The organism is Curtobacterium ammoniigenes NBRC 101786 (assembly GCF_001571045.1).
Lineage (GTDB): Bacteria > Actinomycetota > Actinomycetes > Actinomycetales > Microbacteriaceae > Curtobacterium > Curtobacterium ammoniigenes.
The window spans coordinates 608,609-633,251 of the sequence record NZ_BCSV01000001.1 but is presented as its reverse complement, the minus strand read 5'-3'; the positions used below and the strand labels follow the sequence as shown (position 1 = coordinate 633,251).

Annotated in this window: 22 protein-coding genes and 3 pseudogenes; 10 read left to right on the top strand and 15 right to left on the bottom strand. The window is 64.8% G+C overall.

Features of this window, described 5'->3' with window-relative positions; all coding sequences use genetic code 11:
- Positions 1-1,448 precede the first annotated feature (1,448 nt).
- From CAM01S_RS02780 to CAM01S_RS14530, 6 genes are all read left to right on the top strand, one after another.
- Positions 1,449-2,378, top strand: coding sequence for a site-specific integrase (locus CAM01S_RS02780; protein ID WP_066516022.1), 930 nt, complete (start codon positions 1,449-1,451; stop codon positions 2,376-2,378).
- A gap of 359 nt (positions 2,379-2,737) precedes the next feature.
- Positions 2,738-3,610, top strand: a complete 873-nt coding sequence (locus CAM01S_RS02775; protein WP_083527665.1) for a DUF433 domain-containing protein — start codon at positions 2,738-2,740, stop codon at positions 3,608-3,610.
- A gap of 6 nt (positions 3,611-3,616) precedes the next feature.
- Positions 3,617-4,021 carry a PIN-like domain-containing protein gene (locus CAM01S_RS02770; RefSeq protein WP_066516017.1) on the top strand — a complete coding sequence of 135 codons (405 nt, stop codon included), beginning with the start codon at positions 3,617-3,619 and terminating at the stop codon, positions 4,019-4,021.
- Positions 4,022-4,203: 182 nt separating this feature from the next.
- Positions 4,204-4,923: a hypothetical protein gene (locus CAM01S_RS02765; protein ID WP_157071365.1), complete on the top strand. Its 720-nt coding sequence runs from the start codon at positions 4,204-4,206 to the stop codon at positions 4,921-4,923.
- A gap of 47 nt (positions 4,924-4,970) precedes the next feature.
- Positions 4,971-5,393, top strand: coding sequence for a transposase family protein (locus CAM01S_RS15245; RefSeq protein WP_157071364.1), 423 nt, complete (start codon positions 4,971-4,973; stop codon positions 5,391-5,393).
- A gap of 195 nt (positions 5,394-5,588) precedes the next feature.
- Positions 5,589-6,062, top strand: a complete 474-nt coding sequence (locus tag CAM01S_RS14530; RefSeq protein ID WP_157071363.1) for a hypothetical protein — start codon at positions 5,589-5,591, stop codon at positions 6,060-6,062.
- Here CAM01S_RS14530 and CAM01S_RS02760 read toward each other — a convergent pair.
- The 4 genes and pseudogenes from CAM01S_RS02760 to CAM01S_RS02745 form a co-directional block, all read right to left on the bottom strand.
- The gene (locus tag CAM01S_RS02760) at positions 6,059-6,388 is read right to left on the bottom strand and encodes a hypothetical protein (protein WP_066516006.1); all 330 of its coding nucleotides are present in this window, start codon (positions 6,386-6,388) and stop codon (positions 6,059-6,061) included. The genes CAM01S_RS14530 and CAM01S_RS02760 overlap by 4 nt on opposite strands.
- A gap of 388 nt (positions 6,389-6,776) precedes the next feature.
- Positions 6,777-7,874, bottom strand: coding sequence for an IS3 family transposase (locus CAM01S_RS02755; RefSeq protein ID WP_245631524.1), 1,098 nt, complete (start codon positions 7,872-7,874; stop codon positions 6,777-6,779).
- A pseudogene (locus tag CAM01S_RS15025) lies at positions 7,841-7,969 on the bottom strand (IS3 family transposase); the annotation flags it as partial. The pseudogene CAM01S_RS15025 and the gene CAM01S_RS02755, both read right to left, overlap by 34 nt.
- A 109-nt stretch (positions 7,970-8,078) precedes the next feature.
- Positions 8,079-8,606: pseudogene (locus tag CAM01S_RS02745) on the bottom strand (IS30 family transposase); the annotation flags it as partial.
- A 237-nt stretch (positions 8,607-8,843) separates the two neighbouring features.
- On the opposite strand from CAM01S_RS02745, the gene CAM01S_RS02740 reads away from it, so the two are divergent.
- Entirely contained in the window at positions 8,844-10,058 is a 1,215-nt protein-coding gene (locus tag CAM01S_RS02740; RefSeq protein ID WP_066515997.1) for an IS110 family RNA-guided transposase, read from the top strand.
- Here the strand turns inward: CAM01S_RS02740 and CAM01S_RS02735 are convergent.
- From CAM01S_RS02735 to CAM01S_RS14930, 3 genes and pseudogenes are all read right to left on the bottom strand, one after another.
- Positions 10,040-10,945, bottom strand: a pseudogene (locus CAM01S_RS02735) (transposase); the annotation flags it as partial. The gene CAM01S_RS02740 and the pseudogene CAM01S_RS02735 overlap by 19 nt on opposite strands.
- Positions 10,860-11,591 carry a DDE-type integrase/transposase/recombinase gene (locus CAM01S_RS14790; RefSeq protein ID WP_169795814.1) on the bottom strand — a complete coding sequence of 244 codons (732 nt, stop codon included), beginning with the start codon at positions 11,589-11,591 and terminating at the stop codon, positions 10,860-10,862. The gene CAM01S_RS14790 and the pseudogene CAM01S_RS02735, both read right to left, overlap by 86 nt.
- On the bottom strand, positions 11,588-11,896 hold the full coding sequence (locus CAM01S_RS14930) for an IS3 family transposase (RefSeq protein WP_066516750.1): 309 nt from the start codon (positions 11,894-11,896) through the stop codon (positions 11,588-11,590). Before CAM01S_RS14930 ends, CAM01S_RS14790 begins: the two co-directional genes overlap by 4 nt.
- Positions 11,897-12,174: 278 nt before the next feature.
- Between CAM01S_RS14930 and CAM01S_RS02720 the strand changes: the two genes are divergently transcribed.
- Positions 12,175-15,744 (top strand): SIR2 family protein, encoded by a 3,570-nt coding sequence (locus tag CAM01S_RS02720; protein WP_066515996.1) that lies wholly within the window; start codon positions 12,175-12,177, stop codon positions 15,742-15,744.
- An 83-nt stretch (positions 15,745-15,827) separates the two neighbouring features.
- Here the strand turns inward: CAM01S_RS02720 and CAM01S_RS02715 are convergent, their stop codons facing one another.
- Both CAM01S_RS02715 and CAM01S_RS14515 read right to left on the bottom strand, forming a co-directional pair.
- Positions 15,828-17,177, bottom strand: coding sequence for a RelA/SpoT-related domain-containing protein (locus tag CAM01S_RS02715; RefSeq protein ID WP_066515993.1), 1,350 nt, complete (start codon positions 17,175-17,177; stop codon positions 15,828-15,830).
- A gap of 676 nt (positions 17,178-17,853) precedes the next feature.
- Positions 17,854-18,024, bottom strand: coding sequence for a hypothetical protein (locus CAM01S_RS14515; protein WP_157071362.1), 171 nt, complete (start codon positions 18,022-18,024; stop codon positions 17,854-17,856).
- A 177-nt stretch (positions 18,025-18,201) separates the two neighbouring features.
- On the opposite strand from CAM01S_RS14515, the gene CAM01S_RS14510 reads away from it, so the two are divergent.
- Positions 18,202-18,366 carry a hypothetical protein gene (locus CAM01S_RS14510; protein ID WP_157071361.1) on the top strand — a complete coding sequence of 55 codons (165 nt, stop codon included), beginning with the start codon at positions 18,202-18,204 and terminating at the stop codon, positions 18,364-18,366.
- A 45-nt stretch (positions 18,367-18,411) separates the two neighbouring features.
- Here CAM01S_RS14510 and CAM01S_RS02700 read toward each other — a convergent pair whose 3' ends face one another.
- The 5 genes from CAM01S_RS02700 to CAM01S_RS02680 all read right to left on the bottom strand — a co-directional run bounded on the left by CAM01S_RS02700 (position 18,412) and on the right by CAM01S_RS02680 (position 22,544).
- A complete protein-coding gene (locus CAM01S_RS02700; RefSeq protein WP_157071360.1) occupies positions 18,412-19,059 on the bottom strand; it encodes a hypothetical protein in 648 nt (215 codons plus the stop codon).
- On the bottom strand, positions 19,052-19,993 hold the full coding sequence (locus CAM01S_RS02695) for a GTP pyrophosphokinase (RefSeq protein ID WP_066515971.1): 942 nt from the start codon (positions 19,991-19,993) through the stop codon (positions 19,052-19,054). The genes CAM01S_RS02700 and CAM01S_RS02695 overlap by 8 nt, the downstream gene beginning before the upstream one ends.
- Complete coding sequence (locus CAM01S_RS02690; protein WP_066515969.1) at positions 19,990-21,018, bottom strand: nucleoid-associated protein; 1,029 nt, start codon at positions 21,016-21,018, stop codon at positions 19,990-19,992. The genes CAM01S_RS02695 and CAM01S_RS02690 overlap by 4 nt, the downstream gene beginning before the upstream one ends.
- A 73-nt stretch (positions 21,019-21,091) precedes the next feature.
- Positions 21,092-22,114, bottom strand: coding sequence for an IS481 family transposase (locus CAM01S_RS02685; RefSeq protein ID WP_066515967.1), 1,023 nt, complete (start codon positions 22,112-22,114; stop codon positions 21,092-21,094).
- A gap of 187 nt (positions 22,115-22,301) precedes the next feature.
- On the bottom strand, positions 22,302-22,544 hold the full coding sequence (locus CAM01S_RS02680) for a Mu transposase domain-containing protein (RefSeq protein ID WP_066515965.1): 243 nt from the start codon (positions 22,542-22,544) through the stop codon (positions 22,302-22,304).
- A gap of 362 nt (positions 22,545-22,906) precedes the next feature.
- Here CAM01S_RS02680 and CAM01S_RS02675 point away from each other — a divergent pair, with 362 nt between their 5' ends.
- Complete coding sequence (locus CAM01S_RS02675) at positions 22,907-23,863, top strand: hypothetical protein (protein ID WP_157071359.1); 957 nt, start codon at positions 22,907-22,909, stop codon at positions 23,861-23,863.
- Here the strand turns inward: CAM01S_RS02675 and CAM01S_RS02670 are convergent.
- Entirely contained in the window at positions 23,860-24,429 is a 570-nt protein-coding gene (locus CAM01S_RS02670) for a helicase associated domain-containing protein (protein WP_066515954.1), read from the bottom strand. The genes CAM01S_RS02675 and CAM01S_RS02670 overlap by 4 nt on opposite strands.
- Positions 24,430-24,643 lie beyond the last annotated feature (214 nt).

Below are 24,643 nucleotides of genomic sequence, written 5' to 3'. Positions count from 1 at the left end.
ACTTGACCTGTCCGATCTTCCCGTAGCCCACCAAGCGGGGAGCTACCGGCTCGAGCCGGACACCTTGATATCGGGCGACGGCCTGGGCGGAGCGCAGAAGCTCGTCCTGGTCAACGCGTTGCCGGACGAGTTGGACGATGTCGACGCGTCACGGCACCGCGTGCTCGCCAGCCCCCGCTCGAGGACCGTGACGCCCTTCTCGGCGATCGTGGGTTTCCGGTGCGTAGCCGATCAGGTGGATCGGGTCGCCAGGGACTCGTTCAATGCGCAGTCGATAGGGCGCCGGAATGATCGGGTCACCGATCGACACATCCCAGGCTGCAGTTCCCGCCCACGGGCCGATGCCGGCTCACACTCTGACCCGCAAGCCCGGGTACTCGGTCTGCTCACGAATCTCCTGCACCGTGATGGTGCTGGTGTCGAACACGACACCGTCAGACCCGTCAACGGTCGCAATATCGCGAACGACCTCGCGATGCTCTCGGCGGCGAGGTCGGTGCCGATGGCGTTCGCATCCGCGTACTTGGTGGAACTAAGCGGACGCGATACGCAGCACCATCCCCCCGCGGCGACGTTCTGGTTCGCGTCAGCAACGGCACCGTCCGCGACTCCACTCGCGCGCTCCCTCACATCCTGGGAATGCCGCCGCCTGCACCGGATTCAGAAGGTCGCGCACCCAGCGCTCGTCGCCATGCCCGCCAATGACGGTCCTAAAGCCCTGAATAACTTCCTCCGGCGCCACCGACCGGGGCTGGCCTCCGTCAGTTTCATCACCCTTGAGCCGCTGCGCCGGCCGGGAAAGGGACTCTTCGCGCGCTCCATGCAAGAGCGACTCTTCTTGCGCTCATGCAGAAGGGGCGCCTCTCGCACCTTACCAAGGAGATGCGGGGACTCGCACGAAAGGCTCTTCTCGCACCCCTTCGATAAGGGACTCTTCTCGCGCTCCATCCCGAAGGGACTCCTCCCGCGCTTCATCCCGAAGGGACTCCTCCCGCGCTCCATCCCGAATGTATGGCCCGGAAGCCCTGAACTTGAGGCCAGGAACAGGACCACGGGCGCGCATGAGCTTGTTAGCGTCGAATCGGCCGCGCAACCGGTCTAACGAACGCGGGAGGAGCCGTTCGCGATCGTGTGGTCGAGAGTCGAGGCATCGGCGTCAAAGGATGCAAGATCGCCTGCGGCCAGGAAGAAAGCAGTACGAAAATGCCGAAGCATCGGGGCCGAGCCACACGCATCGCCATTCGCCACCGCTGCGTGTCCGTTCCCCGCTCGAACCCTCCAGGACATCAAGCGAAGGGGCTTCTCCTGGTCCGAACCTTGCCTCCCTCGATCCCCCGATCCCCAGAGCACCGCAGCCGAATAATCGTCGCGCCCGCCCGCAGTCGTGCGGCTCGGTCGGCTTCGCCGTCGCCCGGACGATCCCCGCGCGCCCGTCCGGGACGCATCTGATGGCGGCGACGAGATACCGGCCAAACGTCGCCGACGACCGCTGGGCAGTCATTAAGGACCTCGTCGAGTCCGCCGTCGAGACGACCGCGGGAGCGTGCGCGTACTCGTCTTACGACCTCACCGTCTGCGCGGCACCATTCGTGGACTGGGTCGTCAACGTCAACGGCTACCCGCCACGCATTGACCTCGTCTTCCACCCCACCCTCGTCCGCCGCTACCTCACACGCACCGACGTCACCTGGACTGACGGCACCCGCCGCACCTACCGCTCGCTCCTGCTGCGCATGTCAGAACTCCTCGCGCCCAACACCAACATCCCCTTCACCCCAGCAACACCGCAAGCCACCACCGCCCCTTACAGCGCGCTCGAGCTCGATCTGCTCCGCAGCTGGGCGCACGGGCAGGCCACCGCCTCACGCCGCCGAAGCGCCAGCGTTGTCCTGGCGCTCTGCGCCGGAGCGGGACTGAAATCCGGCGAAGTACTTCGCGTGCGACGCCGCGATATCCGCTCCGACGAGGGCGGCGTCATGGTCCACGTCACCGAGGGCACGGTCCGAGACGTGCCGCTCCTGTCATCCTGGGAGCACCTCCTCCTGCACCGGATTCAGGATCTCGCCCCGGACCAGTGGGTGTTCGGCGCCGCCAGCCGCAGCAAACACGGCCCGAACACGCTGAACAACTTCCTCCGCACTACCGACCGCGGCGCAGAACCCGACCCCAACGCTCCCCGCATGCGCAACACCTGGCTCATCACCCACCTCACCGCCGGCACGAACATCCGCGCGCTCATGCAGGCGGCAGGCCTGACAAAATTCGACCACCTCCACCAACTCCTGATCCACGTCCGCCCGCCATCCCAACGAAAACTTCGCCAGGAACTCCGCCACGCCGACGAACGACGCACCCCGCCCGGCTTACAGCCGTCCTGACTCGACGTGCCGCAACTCGACCGCAGTCACCATGCAACCGACCTGGGGTTGCCCGAACCAATCAGCAGTCATGTACCAGCGCATCCGGTCCGACCCCCGCCTCTGTCCGGGAACGTCTACATCGAGCCCGCCGATCTCAGCGCTTCCATCCACTGGCAGTGTCGTGCATCGGAGGATCTCGACTGCGCACCCGGCCGACGGAAAGCCGGTAGCTGACAGCTCCACTGCGAGATCCGGCTGGACTTGAACCAAGAACAACTGAGGGCTCCGGGCTCGCCGCCGCTGCGACTGAGAATCGCTGAGAATCCGCGTATTTCCGCGGTTCTCATGGGGTTCAGCGTACCGATGAGTACCGGCTGATGACGGCCAATCTGGTCACTTTCGAGGGCAATCTGGTCACCAAAGTGGTCACCCGCCTACTGGCCCATATTCGAGGACCCGGGCCATCGCTCCCACGCCTCTCGATGTCGGCCGCCACCGCTAATCTGATCGACGCGACCGACCGGGTTTCAACCGGGCTTCAGGCCTTCGCATTGTTAGCCTTGAAGCCGAACGAGGAGGGCATCGTGGACGAGTTGCTGCTGACCCCGCTCTACACGCAGAGCGAAGCTGCCGGGATGCTCGGCCTGCCCCAGTCGACCTTCAACCACTGGGCGAGCGGTTACGAGACGACCTCAGGCAATCGCAAACCCGGATTCATCACCGTCGAACGCCCAGGCCGTGGGTACACCGTGCCGTTCATTGGCCTCGCAGAGGCTTGGATAGTTCGCGCCTTTACGAAGGCAGGGGTGCCCGTCGCCCGGATTCGGCCCGCGCTCGAACAGCTCCGCACCCAGATCGGCCTTGAGCACGCTCTCGCCAGCGACAGGCTTGCCACGGACGGCGCAGAAATCCTCTGGGACCTCCGCCAGAAGGATGCTTCCTTCGATGACAACAGGCTCGTCGTCGTGCGGAACGGGCAGGCCGCCTTCGGCGAGATCGTTCGCGGGCATCTCAAACAGGTCGACTACCGCAACGGGTTCATCGGGCAAGTTCGGATCCCCAGGGCGTCCGGCGCTGAATACACGATCGACCCCGAGATCAATTTCGGCCAGCCCACGCTCACCGAGTACGGCGTGCGGGTCGAAGATGTTCTCGATCGGATCGCCGCAGGCGAGACGATCGAAGAGGTCGCGGCCGACTATGACATTCCGGCTCCGACCGTCGAGAACCTCGTGCTGGCGGCTGCGTAGGCACCCGTGGCGGACCTGCGGTTCTTCTCCGACCGCAGCCTCGGGGACCATGAGGTTCCTGAGGCCCTTCGCGCCGCCGGCTGGCAGGTCGTCAGCATGCGGGAACGCTACGGTGCCGTCACCGCTCAAGGGCTCGCCGACATCGATTGGATCCGCGACGCGACCACCGAAGGCGAAGTGCTGCTCACCGGCGACAAGGCGATCGCGAAGAGACCCGTTGAGGCTCGGGCGGTCATCGCCGCAGAAGCTCGGATGTTCGCGCTCGGTAAGAACCAGCTCACCGGCAAACAGAAAGCGCAACGCTTCCTCGATCACGAGCGCGCGATCTTTCGGCGAGCTTCCACGCAGCGCGGCCCCTACGTCGTCAGCATCAGCGAACGCGGGCTCGAAACGCTGAAGCTTTTCGGATGACGTCCGCAGGTGCCGGTAGCGTAGGCCTGCCCGAGAGGAACGACAGCGCACATGCCCCTGAGCCGCGACGAGGCGCAGCAACTGCGTCCAGCGATCGAAGAGGCACCGCATGGTCGAAACATGCCGCGGCCATCGTCGCGCATCGCGCTCGGGTCGCTGCTGACGCTGATGCCGCGTTCGGCGTGCTTCGCGCACGCATGGTCGATGTGGCGATCCGAAGTGGGAGCCGCTGGGCGGTGTTGCCGCTGCGGGATGCCGATGGTGGGCAGCTCGGCATCCTGGCCCGCTCCGTCGTGCTGCCGAAGATCCAGGCGGATGAAGCGACCTGGCTCGGTCAGCTCACGAACGAGGTGCCGAAAGCACTGAACGATGCGAAGTCGAACTTCGGACTCCGCAAGCTGTTCAGCGGTGGTCAGTCGCGTGATGCGGGCGAACGCGCAGGCCGCTACCTGCTCGACTACCAGCATTGGGGTGCGGCGTCGGGTGTGGCCACGACGCTGACCCGCTTCGATGATCGTGCGCGTTCGGCGCAGCCCGTCGATGTCGCTCACGCGCTCGTCCCGAGCGTGGGATTCGCTCCGCGGCTCTCGTCGCTGGGGGCCGGCCAGCTCGTGCCGGGCACAGCTGTCGCCAACCTTGCTGCGGCGGCCAACACGATCCAGGACGCGCTCGATAAGGAGTCGCGCTACCGACAGAAGGCTGTCGATGCCGGTGTCGCTCTGCGGAAGGCCGAGACGCAGAAGGTCATCGCCAAGATGCCGTTGGAACGCCTAAAGGATGCGACCCGTGAGCGCATCCGCATCACCCCGCTCGTCTCTGCGCGCGAGCTTTCGGCGAATCCGTGCGCGGATTTCCCCCGCCCCTTCACCTTCCGCAGCTGGCCGCGGGCTCTTCGGAGTTGAGCGTGGTCGGGGCTGGGTGAGTAAGGCCGGGTGGGGCGTTCCCGGGAGTGACGGGTCGGGGTCTCCAGGATGGGGAGCGACCAAGCATCCTCAAGCAAGAAGACCCCGACGTGGCCCATCGTATTTGCGGTCGCGGCGCCTGCTACTGCGCGCTCGCTGACGTCCTCTTGAACGCTGACGGACTCCATCTGATCTCGGTCGCCGTCGACTCGAAGGCCGGTTACCTGCTCGGCATCGAGACCGATCCGGGACCGCGCGGCTGCCCGGGCTGCGGGGTAGTGGCCCGGCTCCATGCCCGTCGGCAGGTGAGGATCAGCGATGCGCCGATCCTGGGCCTGCCGGTCGTCCTGCACTGGTCGAAGCGCGTGTTCCGTTGCCTCGAGCCGGCCTGTCCGGTCACGACGCATGGAGACCGTCACGCTGGGCGGCGAGGTCCTGGCCAGCCGTCGAAACGCGGGCGTATCCAATGAGCATCCGACGACCGTAGCGTTCAAGGCACCCTCACCGGGCAATTTTGCGGGACAGTCATACGGGTGTGGGTCACAGCGATGAATGGCGGCAATTCTTCATCGCAAGTTGGCGCACGGGCCCTAAGATAGCGGCGGCCAACGGCCGATACTGAGACCGCCAGCCCTGCGGGTTTGGCGTCGCCTACTATTGGACTCATGGTGGAGAAATACATCACGCCGACATCTCTAGCTCGGGGCTTCTCTCCTTACGGGTCCGCCCTCAATACCCGCGAACGGGCACTTCCTGGCCCGATCGGTACCTATGGACACCTCGCCCACACCGTCCGACACTTTGGGATCGAGCTGGACGGCAGCGATCAGAGTATCCGCGCGCTTGATCGTGGTCTTTCCGAGGGGCAAATACCCCTGGAACCGCAGCCGCTCTACGAGCTTGCGATCTACGTGGGTGACACTCTCTGCTCTCGGTCCGGTTTTTGGGTGTGGGTACGAGATGCGGCGGACTATGTGCGGCTGAGGCACTCAGTGACAGAGTTTTGGGACGTTCTTGAATTCATCCACCGACGCGCCGAAGGGAAGACATCCGCAAGCATCGAGGAGGCTCTCGCAGAAATGGCGAGGCGGTTCGACCCGGAGATACCGGAACGAACCGCATCTGATCCTTATCTTTAGCCGCACGAGTACCGGTAGTAGCCGCCGCCCGGCGCGCCGTCATACGCTTCCGCGTAAAGCACCTGCCCACCGTAGGTGATGCTCGAATACGTTACCGCCTGGAATCCGCTGGTGTTCCCGGTCGGGCACAGGTACTCGGCTTCCCCGCTGAACGGGTTTCCCCCGCTGGCTGTCTTCGATGCAACTGTGCTGAGTGTGCCAAAGATCGTGTCTTCCTTCACGATTTCGAGGGTGAGTGTGGTCCCTGTCGCACCTGGGCAGCTCGAGGTTGACTCGTTGTAGACGCTGCTCTTTGAGGTCGTCCGGTGGGTGTAATAGACCGTCACCGTCAATCCACACCCGCTGGGGTACCCGCCGGCATCCGGTTGCGCGGCGTTCGGTGTTGCGCTGGACGAAACCTCGTACGGGACCGACACGGAGCCAAGGATGCCCCCACCTCCGGCAGCGTCGATCTTTGCCTGTACCGCTTTAAGGTTGGCTTGGTAGCCCGGCGATGTGGCAGCGCTTTGTGTTGATGATGCGTGGGTTGACGGAGACGCCGGGACTGCCGGGGCAGGTGCGCTGGTCGTTGCGAATGCTGCCGTGCCTCCCATCAGCGAAAGAACGAGTGCAGCGGCCACACTGCCGGCCACGCCGACGACGCGGCGTCGTCTTGAGCGATTCGATACCAAAATAAGCCCCCAATTATCCATTGATTCGGCCTGGGTTCGGTTCCTATCGTTCCCTTTGGCCAGCGGGTGCTGGTTGGGCTGATTCGAGGGCAGCATAGAACGCCTGCTCGACCTCGATCGGGGTGCGGTAGTCGAGCTCGGAGTGGAGGCGCTGGTTGTTCCACCACCAGACGTATTCGAGCGTCGCGAGCTCGACCTGCTCGACGGTCCGCCAGGGCCCGCGGCGGCGGATGAGCTCGGTCTTGTAGAGCCCGTTCACCGCCTCAGCCATGGCGTTGTCGTAGCTGTCGCCGACCGTCCCGGTGGAGGGCGTAGCGCCCAGTTCGCCGATGCGGTCGGTGTAGACGATCGACAGGTAGTTCGATCCGTGATCGGCGTGATGGATCAGCCCCTCGAGGCGTCCCCCGGCGGCCCACGCGGCCATGTCCAGGGCCCGAAGCGGCAGGATGTCGGCCTTCAGCGTCGCGGCAACGTTCCAGCCGACGATCCGCCGTGAGAACACGTCCGTGACGAACGCGACGTAGGCGACGCCGGACCACGTGGCGACGTAGGTCACGTCAGCGACCCAGAGCTGCCGGGGACCGGGTGCGGTGAAGTCGCGGTTCACCAGGTCGAGCGGCTTCGCCGCAGCTGGGTCGGGCTTGGTCGTGAAGACCGACTTGGCCCGCCTGACGCCGCAGACCCCGGCGATGCGCATCAGCCGTTCGGTCTGATCGCGACCAATGTCCCAGCCCTGCCGCTTCAGCAGCGCGTGCATCTTCCGGCGCCCGTAAACCCCGTAGTTCTCGGCATGCAACCGGACGACTTCAGGGACGAGGAGCTCGTCGCGCAGCTGTCGAGCGGATGCCGGTCTGACCTTGGCGGCGCGGTATCCGCGGGAAGTGATGAACCCACTGACTGCCGGGCGCAGGACCCGGCAGATGGCCTCGACCCCGAAACGATCCTTGTGCTGCTCGATGTAGCGAATCATCTCGTCGTGGGACGGTCGAGTTCCTTGGCGAAAAACACGGACGCGGACTTCAAGATCTCGTTGGCCCGCCGCAACTCGGCGACCTCGCGCTTGAGGCGCTTGATCTCCTCCGCCGCCTCCGTGGTCACGCCCGGGATCGTGCCGGCGTCGACCTCGGCCTTGCGTTGCCAGAGCCGCAGCGTCTCCGGACTCATCCCCAGCAGGCCGGCGACGTGGCGGATCGCGGTCCATCGGTTCGGGTGATCCGGCGCGGCCTCAGCGAGCATCCGCAGGGCTCGCTCACGCATCTCCGGGCTGTACGTCGTCATCAGTTCCATCCTGACTCTTCAATCGGAACGGAACCCAGGCCGAATCATGGCGCGGAACTGACCAGGTTCAACTGGTCGTTGCAACACCGGGTTGTTGGAGCAACAGTAGCTGCTCGTTGAGTGCTTCAGCCGGGGTTCTCCAGCCGAGCGTTTTGCGTGGTCGGGTGTTGAGCGCGTGCGCGACGGCGTCGATGTCCTCCGCGGACCAGCGCGACAGATCCGTGCCTTTCGGGAAGTACTGCCGCAGGAGCCCGTTGGTGTTCTCGTTCGTGCCGCGCTGCCAGGGCGACTGTGGGTCAGCGAAGAACACGGGGATGCCGGTCTCGACGCGGAACTTAGCGTGCGCGGACATTTCCTTGCCGCGGTCCCATGTCAGCGAACGAGTCAGCTGCGCGGGCAGCGCCGCCATGCTGTTCGCCAGCGCGTTCTTCATCGTGATCGCGCCGTAACCGGCCAATGCTGGCCCGTTCTTCGGCGTCGCTTTGTGCCGGTATCCCTCCTCCCGCGGCAGGTGGACCAGCAGCGTGAACCTGGTCGTGCGTTCGACGACGGTGCCCACCGCGGAACGCTCCAGCCCGATGATCAAGTCGCCTTCCTTACGTTGTTGGTGAGGGTGGTTTGCGGGGCTGTCGTAGTGTTCCGATCGCCCTCGGGCGGCGGGTATGGCCCAAGTCTCCTTGCCGCATGGACGGCTTACTGGGAATGGCCGCCCGCTGCCCGTTCGATGACCCGACTGCTGATTGAGACTCGCGATGTGATCGCTGCGTAAGGACGTGCCGGGGCGGTTGTCGGTCGGGCTGCGAATTTGTCTGCTGATTGGAAGGATTGACACATGCCGGCTATCTGGGCGGGAGTTGACGCAGGAAAACGCGAGCACCACTGCGTCGTGATCGACGAGACCGGGGCTACGCTGCTCTCCCGGCGGCTACCCAATGACGAGGAGCCGCTGCTCGAGCTGATCAGTGAGATCGATGAGCTCGCTGCCGGTGGCGAGGTCACATGGGCGACGGACTTGAATGCGGGCGGCTCTGCGCTTCTCCTCGCGCTGCTGCACGCTCACGGACTGCAGGTCCTATACATTCCCGGGCGGATCGTGCACCACGCGGCCGCGACCTATCGCGGTGATGGGAAGACGGACGCGAAGGACGCGCGCATCATCGCCGACCAGGCGCGGATGCGCACTGATCTGCAGCCGGTCATGAGCGCCGAGCAGATCAGCATCGATCTGCGCCTCCTCACCTCGCGCCGCACAGACCTGATCTACGACCGGGTGCGAGCGATCAACCGGCTGCGGGCAACCATGCTGGAGTACTTTCCCGCTTTGGAGCGCGCCTTCGACTATTCCAAGAGCAAAGGCGCCCTGATGCTCCTCTCCGGATACCAGACCGCTCCCCAGCTGCGGCGCATCGGCCAGCCGCGCTTGGCCGCATGGCTGAAGAAGCGCGGAGTGCGCGGGGCCGCCGCGGTCGCAGCCAAAGCCCTTGCGGCTGCGCAGGCACAGCACACCACGATGCCTACTGAGACCACCGCCTCCGCGCTGGTCGCGATCATGGCCGAAGAGATCACCGTGATCGACGCCAAGCTCTCCGAGCTCGACCAGCAGATCCTGGAGACTTCGCGCTGGCACGAGTACGCCGAACTGCTGGAGAGCATGCCCGGCTTCGGACCCATCCTGGCCGCTACCTTCATCGCGAACATCGGCGGAAGCCTGGACGCATTCCAGAGCCCGGATCGGCTGGCCAGCGTGGCGGGCCTCGCACCCGCGCCACGCGACTCCGGCCGCATTAGCGGCAATCTCCACCGGCCCCGGCGCTTCAACCGGCGCCTGCTGCGCACCTGCTACCTCGCGGCGCTCTCGAGCTTGAAGAACAGCCCGGCCTCACGCACCTTCTACGACCGGAAACGCGCCGAGGGCAAATCCCACAAGCAAGCCCTGCTCGCCCTCGCAAGGCGCCGCATCAACGTCATCTGGGCCATGCTGCGAGACCTAACCAGTTACCGAGAACCACTCGCCGCACCACCGCTTCAGGCCGCTCTCACGGCTTGACAACAGCATTGAGATTCCCAATGACCGGGAACAGCCCGGTCTTCGGCTTCCGCGGGCCGTTCGCTGATGAGCGTCTCGGGAGTGACATGCGCCCAGGTCTTGCGCCGCGACCGTTCCCGTGGCGCCCGCAGCGGCCGCCCGGTCCGCAGGCACCACACCAGCTCGCGTTTGAGTGCGCCTCGGCCCTCGATGTAGAGCGATTGGTAGATCGCCTCGTGGCTGATGCGCATGGACTCATCATCCGGGAAGTCCAGCGGCAACCGGTGGGAGATCTGCTCCGGACTCCATGCCCATGACCAGCCCCGGTCTTTCCGGTGCGGCTTGCCGCGGCCGGTGAAACGTGGCGGCTCGGGCCCGGTGACGACCGTCCCGTCGGGACGGGTGATCTTCCCCGCAAGACGATCCTCGACATACGCGCGCAACCGCGGATTCGCGACCAGCTTCGCGGTCTTCGGCCGCTTCGCGACCATGTCCGCTTTCCATTGCGCCACCGACGCCCGATACTCCGGCCTGCCGCCCCGCGTGGCCGCGTTGCGTCGCAGCTCCCGGGAGATCGTCCCAGCGTCACGACCAACGGTGCGGGCGATCTCGCGCACGCCCTTGCCCTGCACGTTCAGCAGTGCGATCTCCTCGCGCTCAGCGAACGAGAGGTAGCGGCCCGACGGCTGCTGGGTGATGTCGAAGGGCGCCATCCCGCCAGCGTGGCGGAACCACCGCGCCGCGACCGCCGGCGCCACGCCAATAACCAGCGCCGCTTCCTCGGCGAGTAGCCCCTTCGCGATCTGCGCCCAAAACGCTGCCTCAATCGCCCGCTGGAACTTCGGATGCCCCGGCGACCGGAGCTTCGGACGAACCGCCCGGTCCGCTGCGTGCTGTCGACGGACCACAAAACACCTCCAGATCGAGGTGTTGCGACGACCAATTGAATTCGCCCTGCGATCCTCTATCGGAATGCAGGATGCACCCGGACACGTCGCCGCGCATCCGGACCGCGTTCTCCAACGCAGTCACGGCCAGCTGCGACTTCATTCGGGAGTCGATTGAGTACCCCACGATGCGTCCGGAGCAGGCGTCCTTGACCGCGCAGAGGTAGATCTTGCCCTCACCGGTGGTGTGCTCGGTGATGTCGGTCAACCACAGCCGGTTCGGCGCCTCGGCTGTGAACACGTGCCGGGTCCGGCCGTGGTCGTCGGTCATGGTGCAGAGGTCGTCGTGGACCGCGGGGCCGGGCTTCTTCCCGGTTCTGCCACGCTTCTTCCCGAACACGCTCCACCAGCCGTTGTCCGACGCGATCGTCCACGCGGTCCGGTCCGCCATCGGTTCGCCAACATCCCGGGCCTCGTCGACGAGGAGCCGGTACCCGAACTCGGGATCATCCCGATGCGCATCGAACAACGCGTTCGCCCGATACGCCCGCACCACCTCGCTTCGCGGGATCGGGTCCGCCAACCACCGGTAGTAGGGCTGACGAGCAAGCTGCAACACCCGGCACGTCACCGCGACGGGGATCCCGTCCGCGGCGAGCTCGCTCACGAGCGGGTAAAGCCTTTTCCCGGCAGGTTCGCCTGAGACAGATACGCCGCGGCGCGTCGGAGCACCTCGACTTCCTGCTCGAGGAGCCGGTTCCGCCGCCGGAGCTCGCGGACCTCGTCGGACTCGGCACGCGTGGTTCCGGGACGTTCCCCGTCTTCGACGGCGGCGCGGCGCATCCACTTCGTCAACGTCATCGGGTGGACACCGAAGTCGGCGGCGATTTGCTCGATCGTCACTCCCGGCTCACGATTCCGAGCGACACGGACAACGTCGTCGCGGAACTCCTGCGGGTAAGGCTTGGGCACGATGGCATCCTTCCAGGCCAACCCCACCGGGCAAGCCAGATCAGATGTCACCTATCCGTGCAGCAGACCCCATCGTTGCTGGCTGCGGGAGACTTGTTGCCAGTGAGCGACACCGGAGCGCTCAGCTAGAGGGCACGAGGAGACGACGTGGCGTTCGTCCGGACTACTGCATGGCGCATGGGCCATGCCTGCCCCGGTGAGTTGTTTCGAGGTCTTCCACGGCGTCCTCGAGGCGCGCCGGTGGACGTGTTGAACGGCGATACCGAGGTCGGGGCCTGATGTGGATTACCGGCGACGTCGAGCTGCCCGACGAGATCCTCGATGCGCATGAGCGCGGCGAGCTCGTATTCTTCGTCGGTGCGGGGGCTTCGCTGGGCAAGCCTTCGAACCTTCCCCTTTTTGACAGCCTCGCGAAGAAGCTTGCTCGATTGGCGTCGCACCCCTTCTCGAAACGTGGTGGGCTGGATTTCTTCATTGGGCAGCTGGAGTCGCTGCCGCAGGGATTTGACGCGCATGCCCACGCACATACCCTGATTTCCAATCCGAAGTCGAGATTCAATCCGCTCCACAGTGCGATCGTGGAGCTCGCGGGAATCCGAGGTGCATTCCGCGTGGTGACCACCAACTACGACGATCACCTTGCTTCTGCTGCCGGCGGCGGGTCGATCATGGTCCCGGACACCTGGTACGCCCCGGCGTTGCCACTTGGGGGTGACTTCGCTGGGCTCGTCCACCTGCATGGTTCAGTACGGCGCCCGAAGGAGGAGATGATCCTCACGGACCGTGACTTCGGCCACGCGTACATCACCGACGCGTGGGCCGCACGGTTCCTCCTCCCGATGTTCAATCGATTCACCGTGGTGTTCATCGGCTACAGCCACGACGACGTGATCATGCGATACCTCGCGCTCGGGCTGCCGTCGAGCGGCAAGGGCGCGGTCTCTAAACGGTTCGCGTTCACGAGCGACCCGTCGAACAGCAAGTGGGGCTACCTGGGGATCCAGCCGATCACCTACCCGGTCGTCGGTCGCGATCATCAGGCGCTCGTGGCGGCGCTCACCGCCTGGGCGGATCGAGCCAAGATGGGGCAGACCGATCACCAGTCGCGCGTGCAGGCGATCATCGGCGGTGGAACCGCACTGCCACTGCCCGACCGCGACTACCTCCATGCGCGTCTCCGGACCACCGACGGCGCCCGGGACTTCGCAATTGCGACTGGCTCCCTTCCCGACGAAGCCAAACTCGAGTGGCTCACATGGCTGGAGGACCTCCCTGAGTTCAGAGCCCTGTTCTCACCCCCCGATGTGCCGGACGCCACCGCGATCCTAGGCAACTGGTTCGCAAGGACCTTCATCGAGTCGACGACGCTGAACGGCGCGGCCCTCCAGGCCATGCAGCGACTCGGGCAGTCGATGACGCCTTCGCTCTATCGGACCGCCACCTGGGTCGCCACCGAGCTGAGCAAGCAGGATGCGTCTGCCGGAGAACGGTGGCAAGCACTCCTCGCCACGTCGATCTATGGACAGTCGGCCCCGCTCGGAACCGACTTTCTCATGCCGTTCCTTCCCGATGCGGCGGCACCCAGCATGGCGGTGCTGCGGACGGCGCTGCGCCCGTTCCTCAAGCTGGAGCGGCGCTGGTTCGTCGAGGAGTCCAAGGAGCGCACGGTCCATCCCGATGCGAAGGTCACCTGGAACTCGAAGGACTACGCGCTGACCCAGCATGTCTTGCTCGTCGTTCAGGCATCCAACCCTGGGGATCGCTCTCTCGGTGGTGTCCTCGAAGAGGCCGTTGTCGCCGCTTACGACCTGCTCGACGCCTATCACGGCGAGCGAGGCTGGGACCCCCTCGCGCACCACCGATCTGCGATCGAGCCACACGCCCAGGACGAACTGCGCGAGCCGCTCGACGCAGTCATCGACGGCCTCCGCGAATACGGGATCAAAGCGCTGTCCGTCTGGCCGGACCTGCCAAATCGATGGTGGAACCTCAACCGAGCACTCATGCAGCGCCTGGCCCTGCATCTGGTGGCCGACGATCCGGAACGGAGTGCGGACGACAAGCTCTCATGGCTCCTCGATCGCACTGGGCTCTATGCAGACGATCTGAAGCATGAGACCTATCAGGTACTCGCCGCCGCGATCGGTACTGCGACGCCGCCCCTCAAGCAACGGGTCTTGGACGCCGCCGCCGCTGGACCCGACTACCCCGAAGAGATTCCCGATCGCGACCGCCACTTTGCATACGCGAAGTACAACTTGCTCGCATGGCTAACGCAGGCCGGCCCTGACTGGGCTGAGGCCCAAACCGCGTTCGACGCAATCCAAGCTGAAAACCCCGGCTTCGGGGTGCGAGAGCATCCCGACTTCGACGCCTGGATGACAAGCGGAACCTGGGGTGGGACGCCGCCAATGGACCTCGAGGAGCTCATCCAGGCGCTCGTTCAGAACGTGAGCGCTGCACTCGGTGACCTGCTCTCCCATGACTACTCCGAACGCCACTTCGATCAGCCCGAGTGGCGAGATGCGCTCGGGCTCGTGCAGCAGGCCGCTGAGCGACGCCCGGACCTTGGCGTGCAGCTCTGGGACGCCGTCTTCGGTCGTGACGACCTTGACGAGAAGCAGGTCGACCTATGGCGTGCGATCGCTGAAGGCTGGGGAAAGGCCGCCCTCGGAGATTCGGGACTCGGAGCCGTCCAGCGCCTGAATGCGCTGCTGTCGGACAGGGATTCCGCCCGCGCCATCGGGCGTTTCCTGCTCGATCAGATTCGACAGCAGATCGACGAAGATGAATCGCCGGTACTCGCATCTATGCGTGAACTGGCGCAAGAACTCTGGCGTGAGCAGGGCTCAGGATTCACGCACCGAGAAGACTCGACCCCCCTATCGTTCGCGCCACTTTACCTGAACTCGTGGCCGGGGTTCCTGGCCCAGTACTGGAACAGTGAGGTCGACCGTCGCTGGCGACACTCGCGCGAGGAGTGGGCTGGACTCAGCGACGAGGAGTCGGAAGCGCTCATCGCGCTGCTGAACGGCAACAACGATGCACTGGACGCCACTCAGCCCGCACTTGCCGGAGAGTTGTTCTTCTACTTCGCCGCAGACGCAGACTTCGCGACGGCGCACCTGCTTCCGCTCTTCAACGATCCGCAGCGACACGCCTTTGGATGGAACCCCTTCCTGCACCATCCCCGGTGGAATGACCGGATCCTCGCAGCCGGCCTGTTCGACAGCTTGGTCGCCGAGCTCAGCCGTCTCGATGAGTTGCCAGACAAGACGCTGCATCACATCTTCCTGGGGTTCATCACCTCTGTGGTGTCATACGCAGGCATCACGAGTACCGATCGGAGGCGCCTGCTTGATCAGACAGTGCTCGCGTCAGGTGGTTCGCATGCCGCCGGCTTCGCTGAAGCGGTCGCCCGATTCCTCCGTGAAGACGGCGTCGACGGGGCCGAGGTATGGCGTCGGTGGCTCGGCAAGCACTTGGAACGCCGCCTCGGCGGCCAGCCGCGGGTCGCGTCGGCCGAGGAACTTGCACGTTGGGCGGACGTCGTTCCTGTCGTCGGCGAGTTCGTCCCAGCCGCAGCGACGCTTCTCGGCGGGCACAGCATCGGCCTCGGCGAATGGTCCTTCAACAAGGAGTTCCCGGAGGGCGTCCTCGCCGCCCATGGCCCTGAGCTCGTTGCTTTCTTCGCCGAGCGGATCCGGAGTACGACCGGCTCGGACCACATGGTGAGGTACCGCGTGCGGCAACTGGTCGAGGCCATCCGAGGAGCGGTCGGCGATTCCGTTAGCCGGCCACTTGTCGAAGCGGCAACGGAGAGGAGATTTCTCGATGCTGCCGAATGACCTCGAGCAGCGGAACCTCGACCTCCTCGACGCGATCGGCTGGGCGCGAGTGTAGGGTGCCGTCGGCAACGCCTGGCGGTCGATTAGTCTCCGTCAGCATTACGCTCGATCGCTAGCCTCAGGTCGCGCAACCACGCTGCCGCTTCCCTCAACTGCTCTGGAGGGACGTCCACCCCCTTCCCGTGAACGACTCGGTTGCGCAATTCGCGCATGATGGTCAACTCTGCGTGCTGCTCGGGCGTGATCAGTTCTCGCGTCACAAGCTGCCGAAACAGCACTGGCAACGGCGGCAGCCTTGGGTCGTCTGATTGCGCGACGTCTTTCAGCAACACCTCCAGTAGCACCCACTCCGTGACGAACTCGCCGAGTGCCAGTGTCTGTGGCGCGTCATCCTTCAAACTTGCGACAGTCGTGCGTCGACGACTCGACGGATGACGCGAAGTTGACACAGCTCGTAGATACGCGTTGTAGTGCGACTCGTTCCCGGACAGCATCAGATCCGCAAGTTGAGCGCCGACTGGTCGGTGCTCGAAATCCCGCTCGAGCAGATCAAGATAGGGCTCGACAGAGGACGCGGTTGCGGAGTGTTGTTCAGCGAGGTAGTCGAAGAGCACGTCAACTTGGCCTAGGGTCGCGTCCGTGAGATCCACATCTCGAGCTGATAGCCGAGAGCGGAGGAACTCAGCTAGTTCGTAATGGTTGCGGAACGGCGTCGCCGCGATCGTGACTCTCGCGTCCCCAGCCTTCTGAAGCTGCTCAAGTGCGATCTCACCAGCGAGGACGAGTCCGTTGAGCTGGTCGAGAAGTGCGTACTCCGACGATGACAGCTCGCCCTCCAGCGGCTTATATACCAGGTCATGCTCGACCTCGGACCACGCATGCATAAGCACTGAAGCCACCTGGACCTCAACGAGAGCTGACGCGTATCGATCTTGTCCTGCGCTTAGACGCGAGTCGGGAATGAGGGCACGGAAATGCCGGGCGCCATAGCCGGAGAATCGCTGCAGATGAACCAACGCACCGGGCGCGGGTGGCTGCTCACCTATGGCCGTGACAGTCTGAGGTGTACCCACCCTCGGGCCGGCTGAAGCCGCATCGGGTGGGAAGCGCTTGTCATGCCGCACATCAAGCGTTGCTCGGATGACTCGTTCCGCCTCGTCCATCTGCCCGGGGAAGTACAGCGCCACCCGAACTCCAGCGAGGTCAGCGATGTCTTCTCGGATCTGAGCAACAGACGTGTACGGCTTCTCGCGATTGCGGGCGTGCAGCTTGTCGGCCAGACGATCAACGGACTTGGCACGACTGGTAACTATGGCGCGCAGGCCCGAGCTCGCGAGCGCGGCCTCTAACAGGCCGCGGGCCATGCGCGCCGACGCATCCCAGAAGTCGAATTGGCGCTCGTACTCGCTTACGAAGTCGTCGATGACACCCACGCCTGCTCACTTTCATCCCCTATGGCGAAGTCTAGGGTTCGACTCAGCAGGCTCGGCTCCGATGTCCAGGAAGGACGGCTCTGCAGGTCGACAGCGACAACGGATCGGTCCACCCCGAACCGATGGCCGATTAGCAGGGTCAGAGATTCCATGTGGCATTCGCTGCAATCCCGCCTACATTTCTTGCACGCAATTTTTCTCCTGATCAGTGAATTGAGCCCATCGTCCGATCCTCACTCGCGCCCAGCGCGGTCACTGCCGCCTCAGAACGGGACTGCTCGACGATCTCGATTTGCATGGTGTGGCGACGCGCTTTGACGACATCGTGAAGACGAGCTTCTTGACCGGCACGCCCGGCGACCCTGACTTCGCGCTTCAGTTGGTCGGGCGGTTCCTCTACCAGAAATGGCCGTACCAGCGATTGAGTCTGAAGGAATGGGCCCGAGCAATTGCGCTATATGCGGATACCCCGTTCCCGGAGCGCTACTCGCCTGAGTCATGAGCGAAGCCTGGGATGAACAGCTGCTTGGCTGCACAGTCCCCGAGTTCGTTTCGGTGGGCTTCTGCCTCTACGCGGCAGCAAACACGGGCGGTCGCTACCCGCTGAGGCGAATAGACGCCTAGACGCCGGCCGGACTCGGGCCGGTGAGCGCGGGCCGCGGTCGCTTACGGGCGTTCAGATCTCAGCTCGCGCGATGAGATCCGCAACGGCCTCTGCAAGCGCGCCAAGGTCTTCAACGACCGTCTTGGAGAAGGTCTTCGGATTGGAGGCGTCGTTGGCTCGGAACTCTCGTGCGCGAGCGGCGATGTCCTGGATCCTCGCGAGATGTTCTTCAAATTGGCTCACGATGCCACTATGACGCCGTTGTGGCCGCGGGCTATCCGACGCGGCATCATCGTGATGGTCGGCAAAGAGATCGGAGATAAGCGATGAGTCATAGAGGGGCAGAAGCCAGCTCGGACGCTCGTTCGGGAGACGCACGAGCCGCCAGTACCCCAGAACTCGCCCAATGGCCACGTCGCGGTGGCGTTGACCGGCGACGACAAAGACGAGTGCATTGAGGTCACGATCCATGGCGTGCGGCACTTTTTGCACTCGACGACCGCCCGCGAGCTGAGCAACATGCTCATTGCTCGGATCGAGGAGTGGAACCTCATCGTGCGTGCTGGGGGCGCGCCGGGTGTTTGATTTTCGCGCGGGCGCAGACTGACCGCGCTCCAGATCGCGCGCGAGCTAGAGAGCTGGGAAGTCAGCTAGTTCTCGGAGGTTTGAGAGGGGCAGAACCGCCTCGAAGTCGGCGGTCAGAACGCCTTTCCACTGCCTGCGAGCGAATTGAAACAGGAGCACCACACCGCTTACGGCGGTCCCGTCGAGGCCCAAGCTTCGCATCCCGGCATTACCGGGCGCCGAGAGCCACTCGAGGGACATCTGGTCGATCTCGCCGCGAGTGAGTCTGGGCCACCGGCTGGGCTGCAGTGTGCCCTTCACCTCGACGACGACGAGATGCTCGAGGCTTGGGGAGAGCAGCGCCAAATCGATCCCATGGCCTCCGGAGAACGGGCCAACGAAGTGTTCGACCGGACTCCATCCAGCCTCGACCAGAATTAACTCCGCGACCGACTCTGAGATGTGGCCGGTTACGCCATTCAGGCCGCCCGCCCTCGTCCGCCGCGGGATCGCTTCTAGCGAGCGTTGGAATGCCGAGCGGAACTGCGACTCCGCAAGCTGGGCGGAGGCCTGCCCTGAGTCGATACATGACTCGACCAGGTCGGGCGGAAGCGTAAGCGCCGGCGCAGATCGGAGTGCCGCCCCGATGCGGTCGCCGAAGGTGCGGTCGGCGTTCATCTTTCGACTGCCGACCTCCGCATGATCCTCAGTCACCCCAGATCGCTTGGAGCTGGTCAAGCTCATCTGAGGGCAGTTGGCGTCCCCACACTTCTCGCAAGGTGAAGGGATCGCTCGCAATGCGTTCGAAGATGATCATCGACTCGGGTTGGTGGATTAAGACGACCGTGCTCACGTCTGCGTAGCGGCGGAAGATGTCGGTCAGCTTGTCCTGGTGGTCAGCGACGAACGCGTGCAACTGAGCCGCGTACTGATGCGCCTGCTCACTCGGAAGGGTGGGGCCGATCTCGGAAATCACATATCGGCTGAGCGGTCGGTCGTAGGTGTTGTCGGAGAACCTGTAGAACTCGCTCTCGGCGAGGTTGATGAGTTCCTCAATTCGATAACCGGGCGCTGCTGTCATCTGTTTCACGCGCCGTGACACCTCCTCGTCAAAGATCTCCATGAGCGCTGCCAGACGGGTGAGCGCGCGCTTGGTGTCGTCGTCGGGCTCCACCCCGGGCTTGTAGAGCAACCGGTGGGACATTTCCGACCAAAGGTTCTGCGCGGCGCTCCTAACTTGAATTTCGCACTCACCTACGACATCGGCGCCGTCGCGGATAACGACCTGGAGGTGAACGCCGCCGTAGCCGATCTTGTCAGCCTCCCAGAGCGTGTGGGTCTTGTCTTGGTACTCCACGACTTCGTAGTCGCTGTTGATCAGTTCGACGACGCGCCCGAGATCGCTCGGATCATCCAGCGTCACCCGGACGCCAACCTTGTCAGTGATCTCGGTCCATGGGTCGCTGTAGTTCTTGCGCAGGGCTTTGCCGACGAAGCTAGAGACTTCCTTCGCTCGCCCGCTCACGGAGCAAGCGATGCCTTCGCTTCGCGTTCTCTTCTTGATGGCATCTGCGACCCGCTCGGCCAAGGTGACGAACGCGGGCCGCTCCGCGACGAAGCGTGCGCGTGCGTCAGCGATCACGCTCATGCGCGGCTGTGCAGATTCTTGAGCTCGTCGACGACTAGCAGTTCCGTTCGCCCGTCGTCCCTGCCAGTTACGGTCACGACGCCCTCCGGGGTGTCGGCGGGATAGCTGACTTTCACGCCCGCTTCGAACTCGTATTGCATCCGTCTGATTCGCGAGCGGATGAGGTCGATGTCCTTGACGAATGACGGTGCGACGCCCGCATCGCGCATCGCTTGAACGAACGCGCCGCGGTCCTCGACGTCGAGGTTGCCTTCCGCAAACGGCCGCAGGCGCACCTCGGCATCGTGGCGGTTGAGTTCAGCGATGACCGCGGTTTCGTAGCGGGACTTCTTCTCCGGGTCGTCGACATGATCGTTGATGAACTTCTCGGCCTCAGCGTGGAACTGACGCGTCGCGACCTTCGGGTCGTTCGTCAGTTCGCACTCGAGGAACGTCTCTAGGAAGAAGTCGGCGACGTCCGTGCCTTTCGACTGAGGATCGCAGACCCATCCGACGAGGGAGGACGCATCGTCATCAAGAGCGAAGACCGCAACTTTGAAGACTCGAGTGCGACCGGTGAGAAACAGATCGCGCATGTACTCGACGCTGTAGGTGCTCTTGCCTTCCACCTGAGCGGTTGCCGCCCGAGCGCCTTCTTCCTTTTCCAGCTTGAGCACCGCCAGGATGGGATTTCCGGCGTGAGTGCCCTCTGTCACTACCAGCAGTCCCCCCGACATCGCGCCCGATTGAGAGTCGTGCAGTCGACCACCGAGGTCGACGGAGAGCTCGATGATGCCCCGTTCGTAGCGAAGCCGAGCCAAGACCGACTCGGGCGTTGCGCGGCCCGGAATCGCTTGTATCTCGTGCTTGGAGCGCCCAAAGCTTTCGCTGATCTTGCGCTCGAAGAATCGAGCGACGTCGACGTCATAGGGCGACAGCGCCTCGCTCAGGGTCGGCGGTGTTCCCTCTTGCCTCTTGAAGCTCTTGGGAATCTCATTGATCACCCAGTGGGCGATCTCCACTCGGCCCGGGTCGAAGCTCGCCATAGCACTTCCCATCTACTCCGGGTGCTATTCACAGTTATATCGGGGGCGCACCGTTTTTGGGCATAGGTGCCGACTAGCTGTATGAGGCCATGACGTTGGTGACGCCGGTGCGGAGTTTGCTCGCGGGCGGCTGGTTGCCGGTGGCGGTGTGTGGCCGATGGTAGTTGTAATGCACGTTCCAGACCTGCAGAGCGTCGGCTCGCTGCTGTTCCGAGGTGAAAGTTCGGGCGTAGAGGAACTCCTCGGCGAGGATCCGGTTGTAGCGCTCGACCTTGCCGTTGTGGCGGGGCGTGTATGGCCTGGTCCGCTGATGCCGGGCCGCGTGCGCGAGGATCACGGCGTGGAACGCGTCGGCACGGAAGTTCGAGCCGTTGTCGGTCACGACCCGGGTCAGCCGGACGATGCCGTGCGCCGTGAAGAACGCTCGTGCTCGGTGGAAGAACCCGATCGTGGTCGACGCTTTCTCGTCGGGCAGGTGCTCCGTATAGGCCAGCCTGGAGTGGCCGTCGACGGCGGAGTGCAAGAACACATAGCCCGGACGCGGGGAGCGGATGGAACGGTCCTTCGTGCGTGCTCTGCCGGATGCGCGGTGCTGGTCGGATCCGCGGCCGTGGACCCGCCAGCCGCCGCCGTCGGGGATCCGGCCGACCTTCTTCACGTCCAGATGCACCATGTGCCCCGGATACCGGGCCACGATCTTCCGCGGAGCACGGTTCGAGTCGCCGTCGGGATCGATGTGACGACGGCGGTTCAACCCGAGCCGGTCCAACACGCGCGTGAGCGTCCGCACCGAGATCGTGATCTCGTCCGCGGCGAGCTCGAGCACGATGCGGCGCGCGGATTGCTTGCCGTCACGGCGCAGCTGCTCGATCCGGTCCACGAGCGCTGGCGGTGTCGCGGCCGGCGAGGATCCCGGTGCGCTGGAACGATCCTCCAGGCCGAGGTCGCCGTGGGCTCGCCACCGGTTCACCCACTTCGACGCGCACGCCCGGCTGATGCCCATCTCCTGGGCGACATGGCTGATGGGGCGGGTGCGGCAGCGGTCAATCAGGCGTCGGCGGCCCTCGACGGACAGCGGAGCGTTACGGTGGGTCACGAAGCGGGTCCTTGCGGTCGGGATGGGTGGGTAGCACTCCCAATCCAACCGGCAACGGGCCCGCTTCTTCACACCCCGCCAGCGTCAACAACGTCATGACCCACAACAACTAGCGCAGAAGCCTCCGCTCATCCCGCGCACACACCGTTCGGGTCTGCTGCAGTCCCCCCGAACCCGCTGACATTCCTCAGATCGCTTCGAGCGCGGTGACGTGCCCGGCGTCGCGGATCGTGACCCCGAGGCCGGGTTCGCCGACCCGATGCCGGGCGACGAACCCGCCGGAGACGGTGGCGATGTCGATCACGTCTCCGCCGAGCCGCTGTTGAACGACGACTCTCGCCGCGGCGAGCTCCGGTGGGACGGAGTATCGGTTCCCGCGCCAGTCGATCAGCGCCTGCCGGGTCGCGATGCGCTGCTCAGTGACGATCACGGCTCGACGCCGCCGCCCAGCACTGCGGCCAAGAAACAACTGGCTCCTTAGCGAGGGTCTCCAGCGTCCGTCTCGTTCGCGGCATAGACCGTTGTGTGGAGATTCGTAAGGGCATTGAATCCCGGCAGCTGTTCCGAGATGCGGAGGAACGGGCCGTTGAGGTTCAGCCGGCATGCGTGGTGGTAGCAACAACGTCGGATGATGGTGGAGGCAAGCCGATGGGACTTCCGTACGGGCGGGATTTTTCTCGTCCGGGGCGTGTTGAGGGTTGCACGCACACGCGGTGTTGGGAGCCGCTGCCGCTCGACGCCGACCTGGCGATGCTCGGCACTCCGGAGGGCACCGAGGATGTTCGCTCATTGGTGTCACGGTTGCGTCCGGATGTGCAGGTCGCGTTCGCAAAGTACCGGCCGAAGGGTCTCCCTGGCGAGCGGTGGGCTGTGGCGCGGCCGTTAGCGGAGGACGCGGTCGCGCTGATAGCGCCCGCGTGCCGATACCTCGCCGCGCGGCTGCTAGTGCCGGTCACGGCGTTCGTGGACTGGATGGTCACGGTGAACGGGTATCCGGCGGATGCTGCGGTGGTGTTTCACCCGGTGATGATTCGCCGGTTCATCGCCGGCAGCGATCTCGCGGACAAGACGCGGCGGGACTACCGCTCGGTACTGCTGCGGATCTCCGAGGTGGTCCTCCCCCGGCAGGCTGCAGTGTCGTTCGATGCTTTGAACGATCAGCCGGTCAGCGTCCCGCACACGGAACTGGAGTTGGAGTTGTTGCGGTCGTGGGCGCTGGGTCAGTCGACGCGGAAGAAGCGCCGCGACGCCAGCATCCTCCTCGCCCTCACCGCGGGCGCGGGACTTGACCCGTATGAAGTGCAGCATCTGCGTCGCCGTGACCTGCACGTCGACGAGCACGGCGTCGTGGTCTCCGTGCCGGGCTCCAGGCCACGACAGGTGCCGCTGCTCAAAGGGTGGGAGTATCTCCTCCTGAATGCGGTCGAGGATCTCGCGGCAGATGTTTGGGCGTTCGGATCGCCGACCCGGGACCCAGCAACGTCGAACATCGTGACCGGGTTCATCCGGCAGAGCGACCGAGGCAGCGAACCAACTCCGATGCCGACCCGGTTGCGAGCAACGTGGCTCGTCACACACTTAGCCGCGCAGACAGACCCGGCCGCGCTGATGCGCGCGGCTGGTCTGTCGAAGGCGAGTCATCTCCTTTCGATGCTGGTCCACGTCCCAACGCTTGACACGCCTGAGCATCGGCGGCATCTCCGCCGGCTCCTGCGGGAGGGAGCAGGCCCAGCTCTGCCTGTCTCTTAGAGGACGCGGTAGCTGGCCGCCCGGAGGAGCTGTTCTCGTTCGGGGAGGAGGATGCCGCTTCGGTGATTCGCCCGCTGATGGGCGACCCATCGTCCCAGCGCCGCTTCCCGGGCATCCGTCGACCGTCTCGAGGGGGCGTGGCCATGCCGCTCCCAGAACCGCTGATGCGCGTCGAAGGTTGCATGCCAGGTGTCGTCCTGCGGCGCCCACCGGAATCCGGGGAGCGTTTCCAGCCGCCGGAGCTGATAGTCGCAGAGCGCTCGACGGACCTGGGGCCGGCGTTGGTAGGCCAGCCAGTCCACGAGGTGCTGCTCCCGGGTGCGGGGCCGGGGACGGACGGAATCCGCACGCGGCAACCGACGGGTCTCCCGCATGAACCGGTCGAGGCGGTGCAGTGCACTCACCCACTGCGCGACGAGCGGTTCCGGGGCCTCGTCGGCGCCGATGTCGGCGAGGTAGAACGAGACGCTCCGCCGCTGTTCAGCGGTCAGGGTGCCAATCGGCTGGGCGGCGAGGGCGCTGTAGGTGGCGTGCAGGTCGGTGAGCGTGGGAACGCGGCCGGGCATGGGGATCCTTCCCGAGACCGCATCTCGGTCTCGGGATCCCTATGGGCGGACGCCGGCAAGAATCCGTGCCGTGCCGCACATGCGAGGAGTTGGGGCCAGAAACAGGACCACTCCGACGCCGCGGATCGTTACCGTTGCTTCCTGCCGCGCCATTCCTGTTCGATGCCGGTCTGCAGCGAAACAGCCACCTGATAGCGCCCACCCCGATGACTGA

Bases quoted from the DNA above. Each gene is read 5' to 3' on its own strand.
- CAM01S_RS02775 (WP_083527665.1), top strand. From the start codon at position 2,738: ATGACGGCCAATCTGGTCACTTTCGAGGGCAATCTGGTCACCAAAGTG.
- CAM01S_RS02780 (WP_066516022.1), top strand. From the start codon at position 1,449: ATGGCGGCGACGAGATACCGGCCAAACGTCGCCGACGACCGCTGGGCA.
- CAM01S_RS02740 (WP_066515997.1), top strand. From the start codon at position 8,844: ATGCCGGCTATCTGGGCGGGAGTTGACGCAGGAAAACGCGAGCACCAC.
- CAM01S_RS02720 (WP_066515996.1), top strand. From the start codon at position 12,175: ATGTGGATTACCGGCGACGTCGAGCTGCCCGACGAGATCCTCGATGCG.
- CAM01S_RS02670 (WP_066515954.1), bottom strand. From the start codon at position 24,429: ATGCCCGGCCGCGTTCCCACGCTCACCGACCTGCACGCCACCTACAGC.
- CAM01S_RS14530 (WP_157071363.1), top strand. From the start codon at position 5,589: ATGGTGGAGAAATACATCACGCCGACATCTCTAGCTCGGGGCTTCTCT.
- CAM01S_RS02695 (WP_066515971.1), bottom strand. From the start codon at position 19,993: ATGAGCGTGATCGCTGACGCACGCGCACGCTTCGTCGCGGAGCGGCCC.
- CAM01S_RS02690 (WP_066515969.1), bottom strand. From the start codon at position 21,018: ATGGCGAGCTTCGACCCGGGCCGAGTGGAGATCGCCCACTGGGTGATC.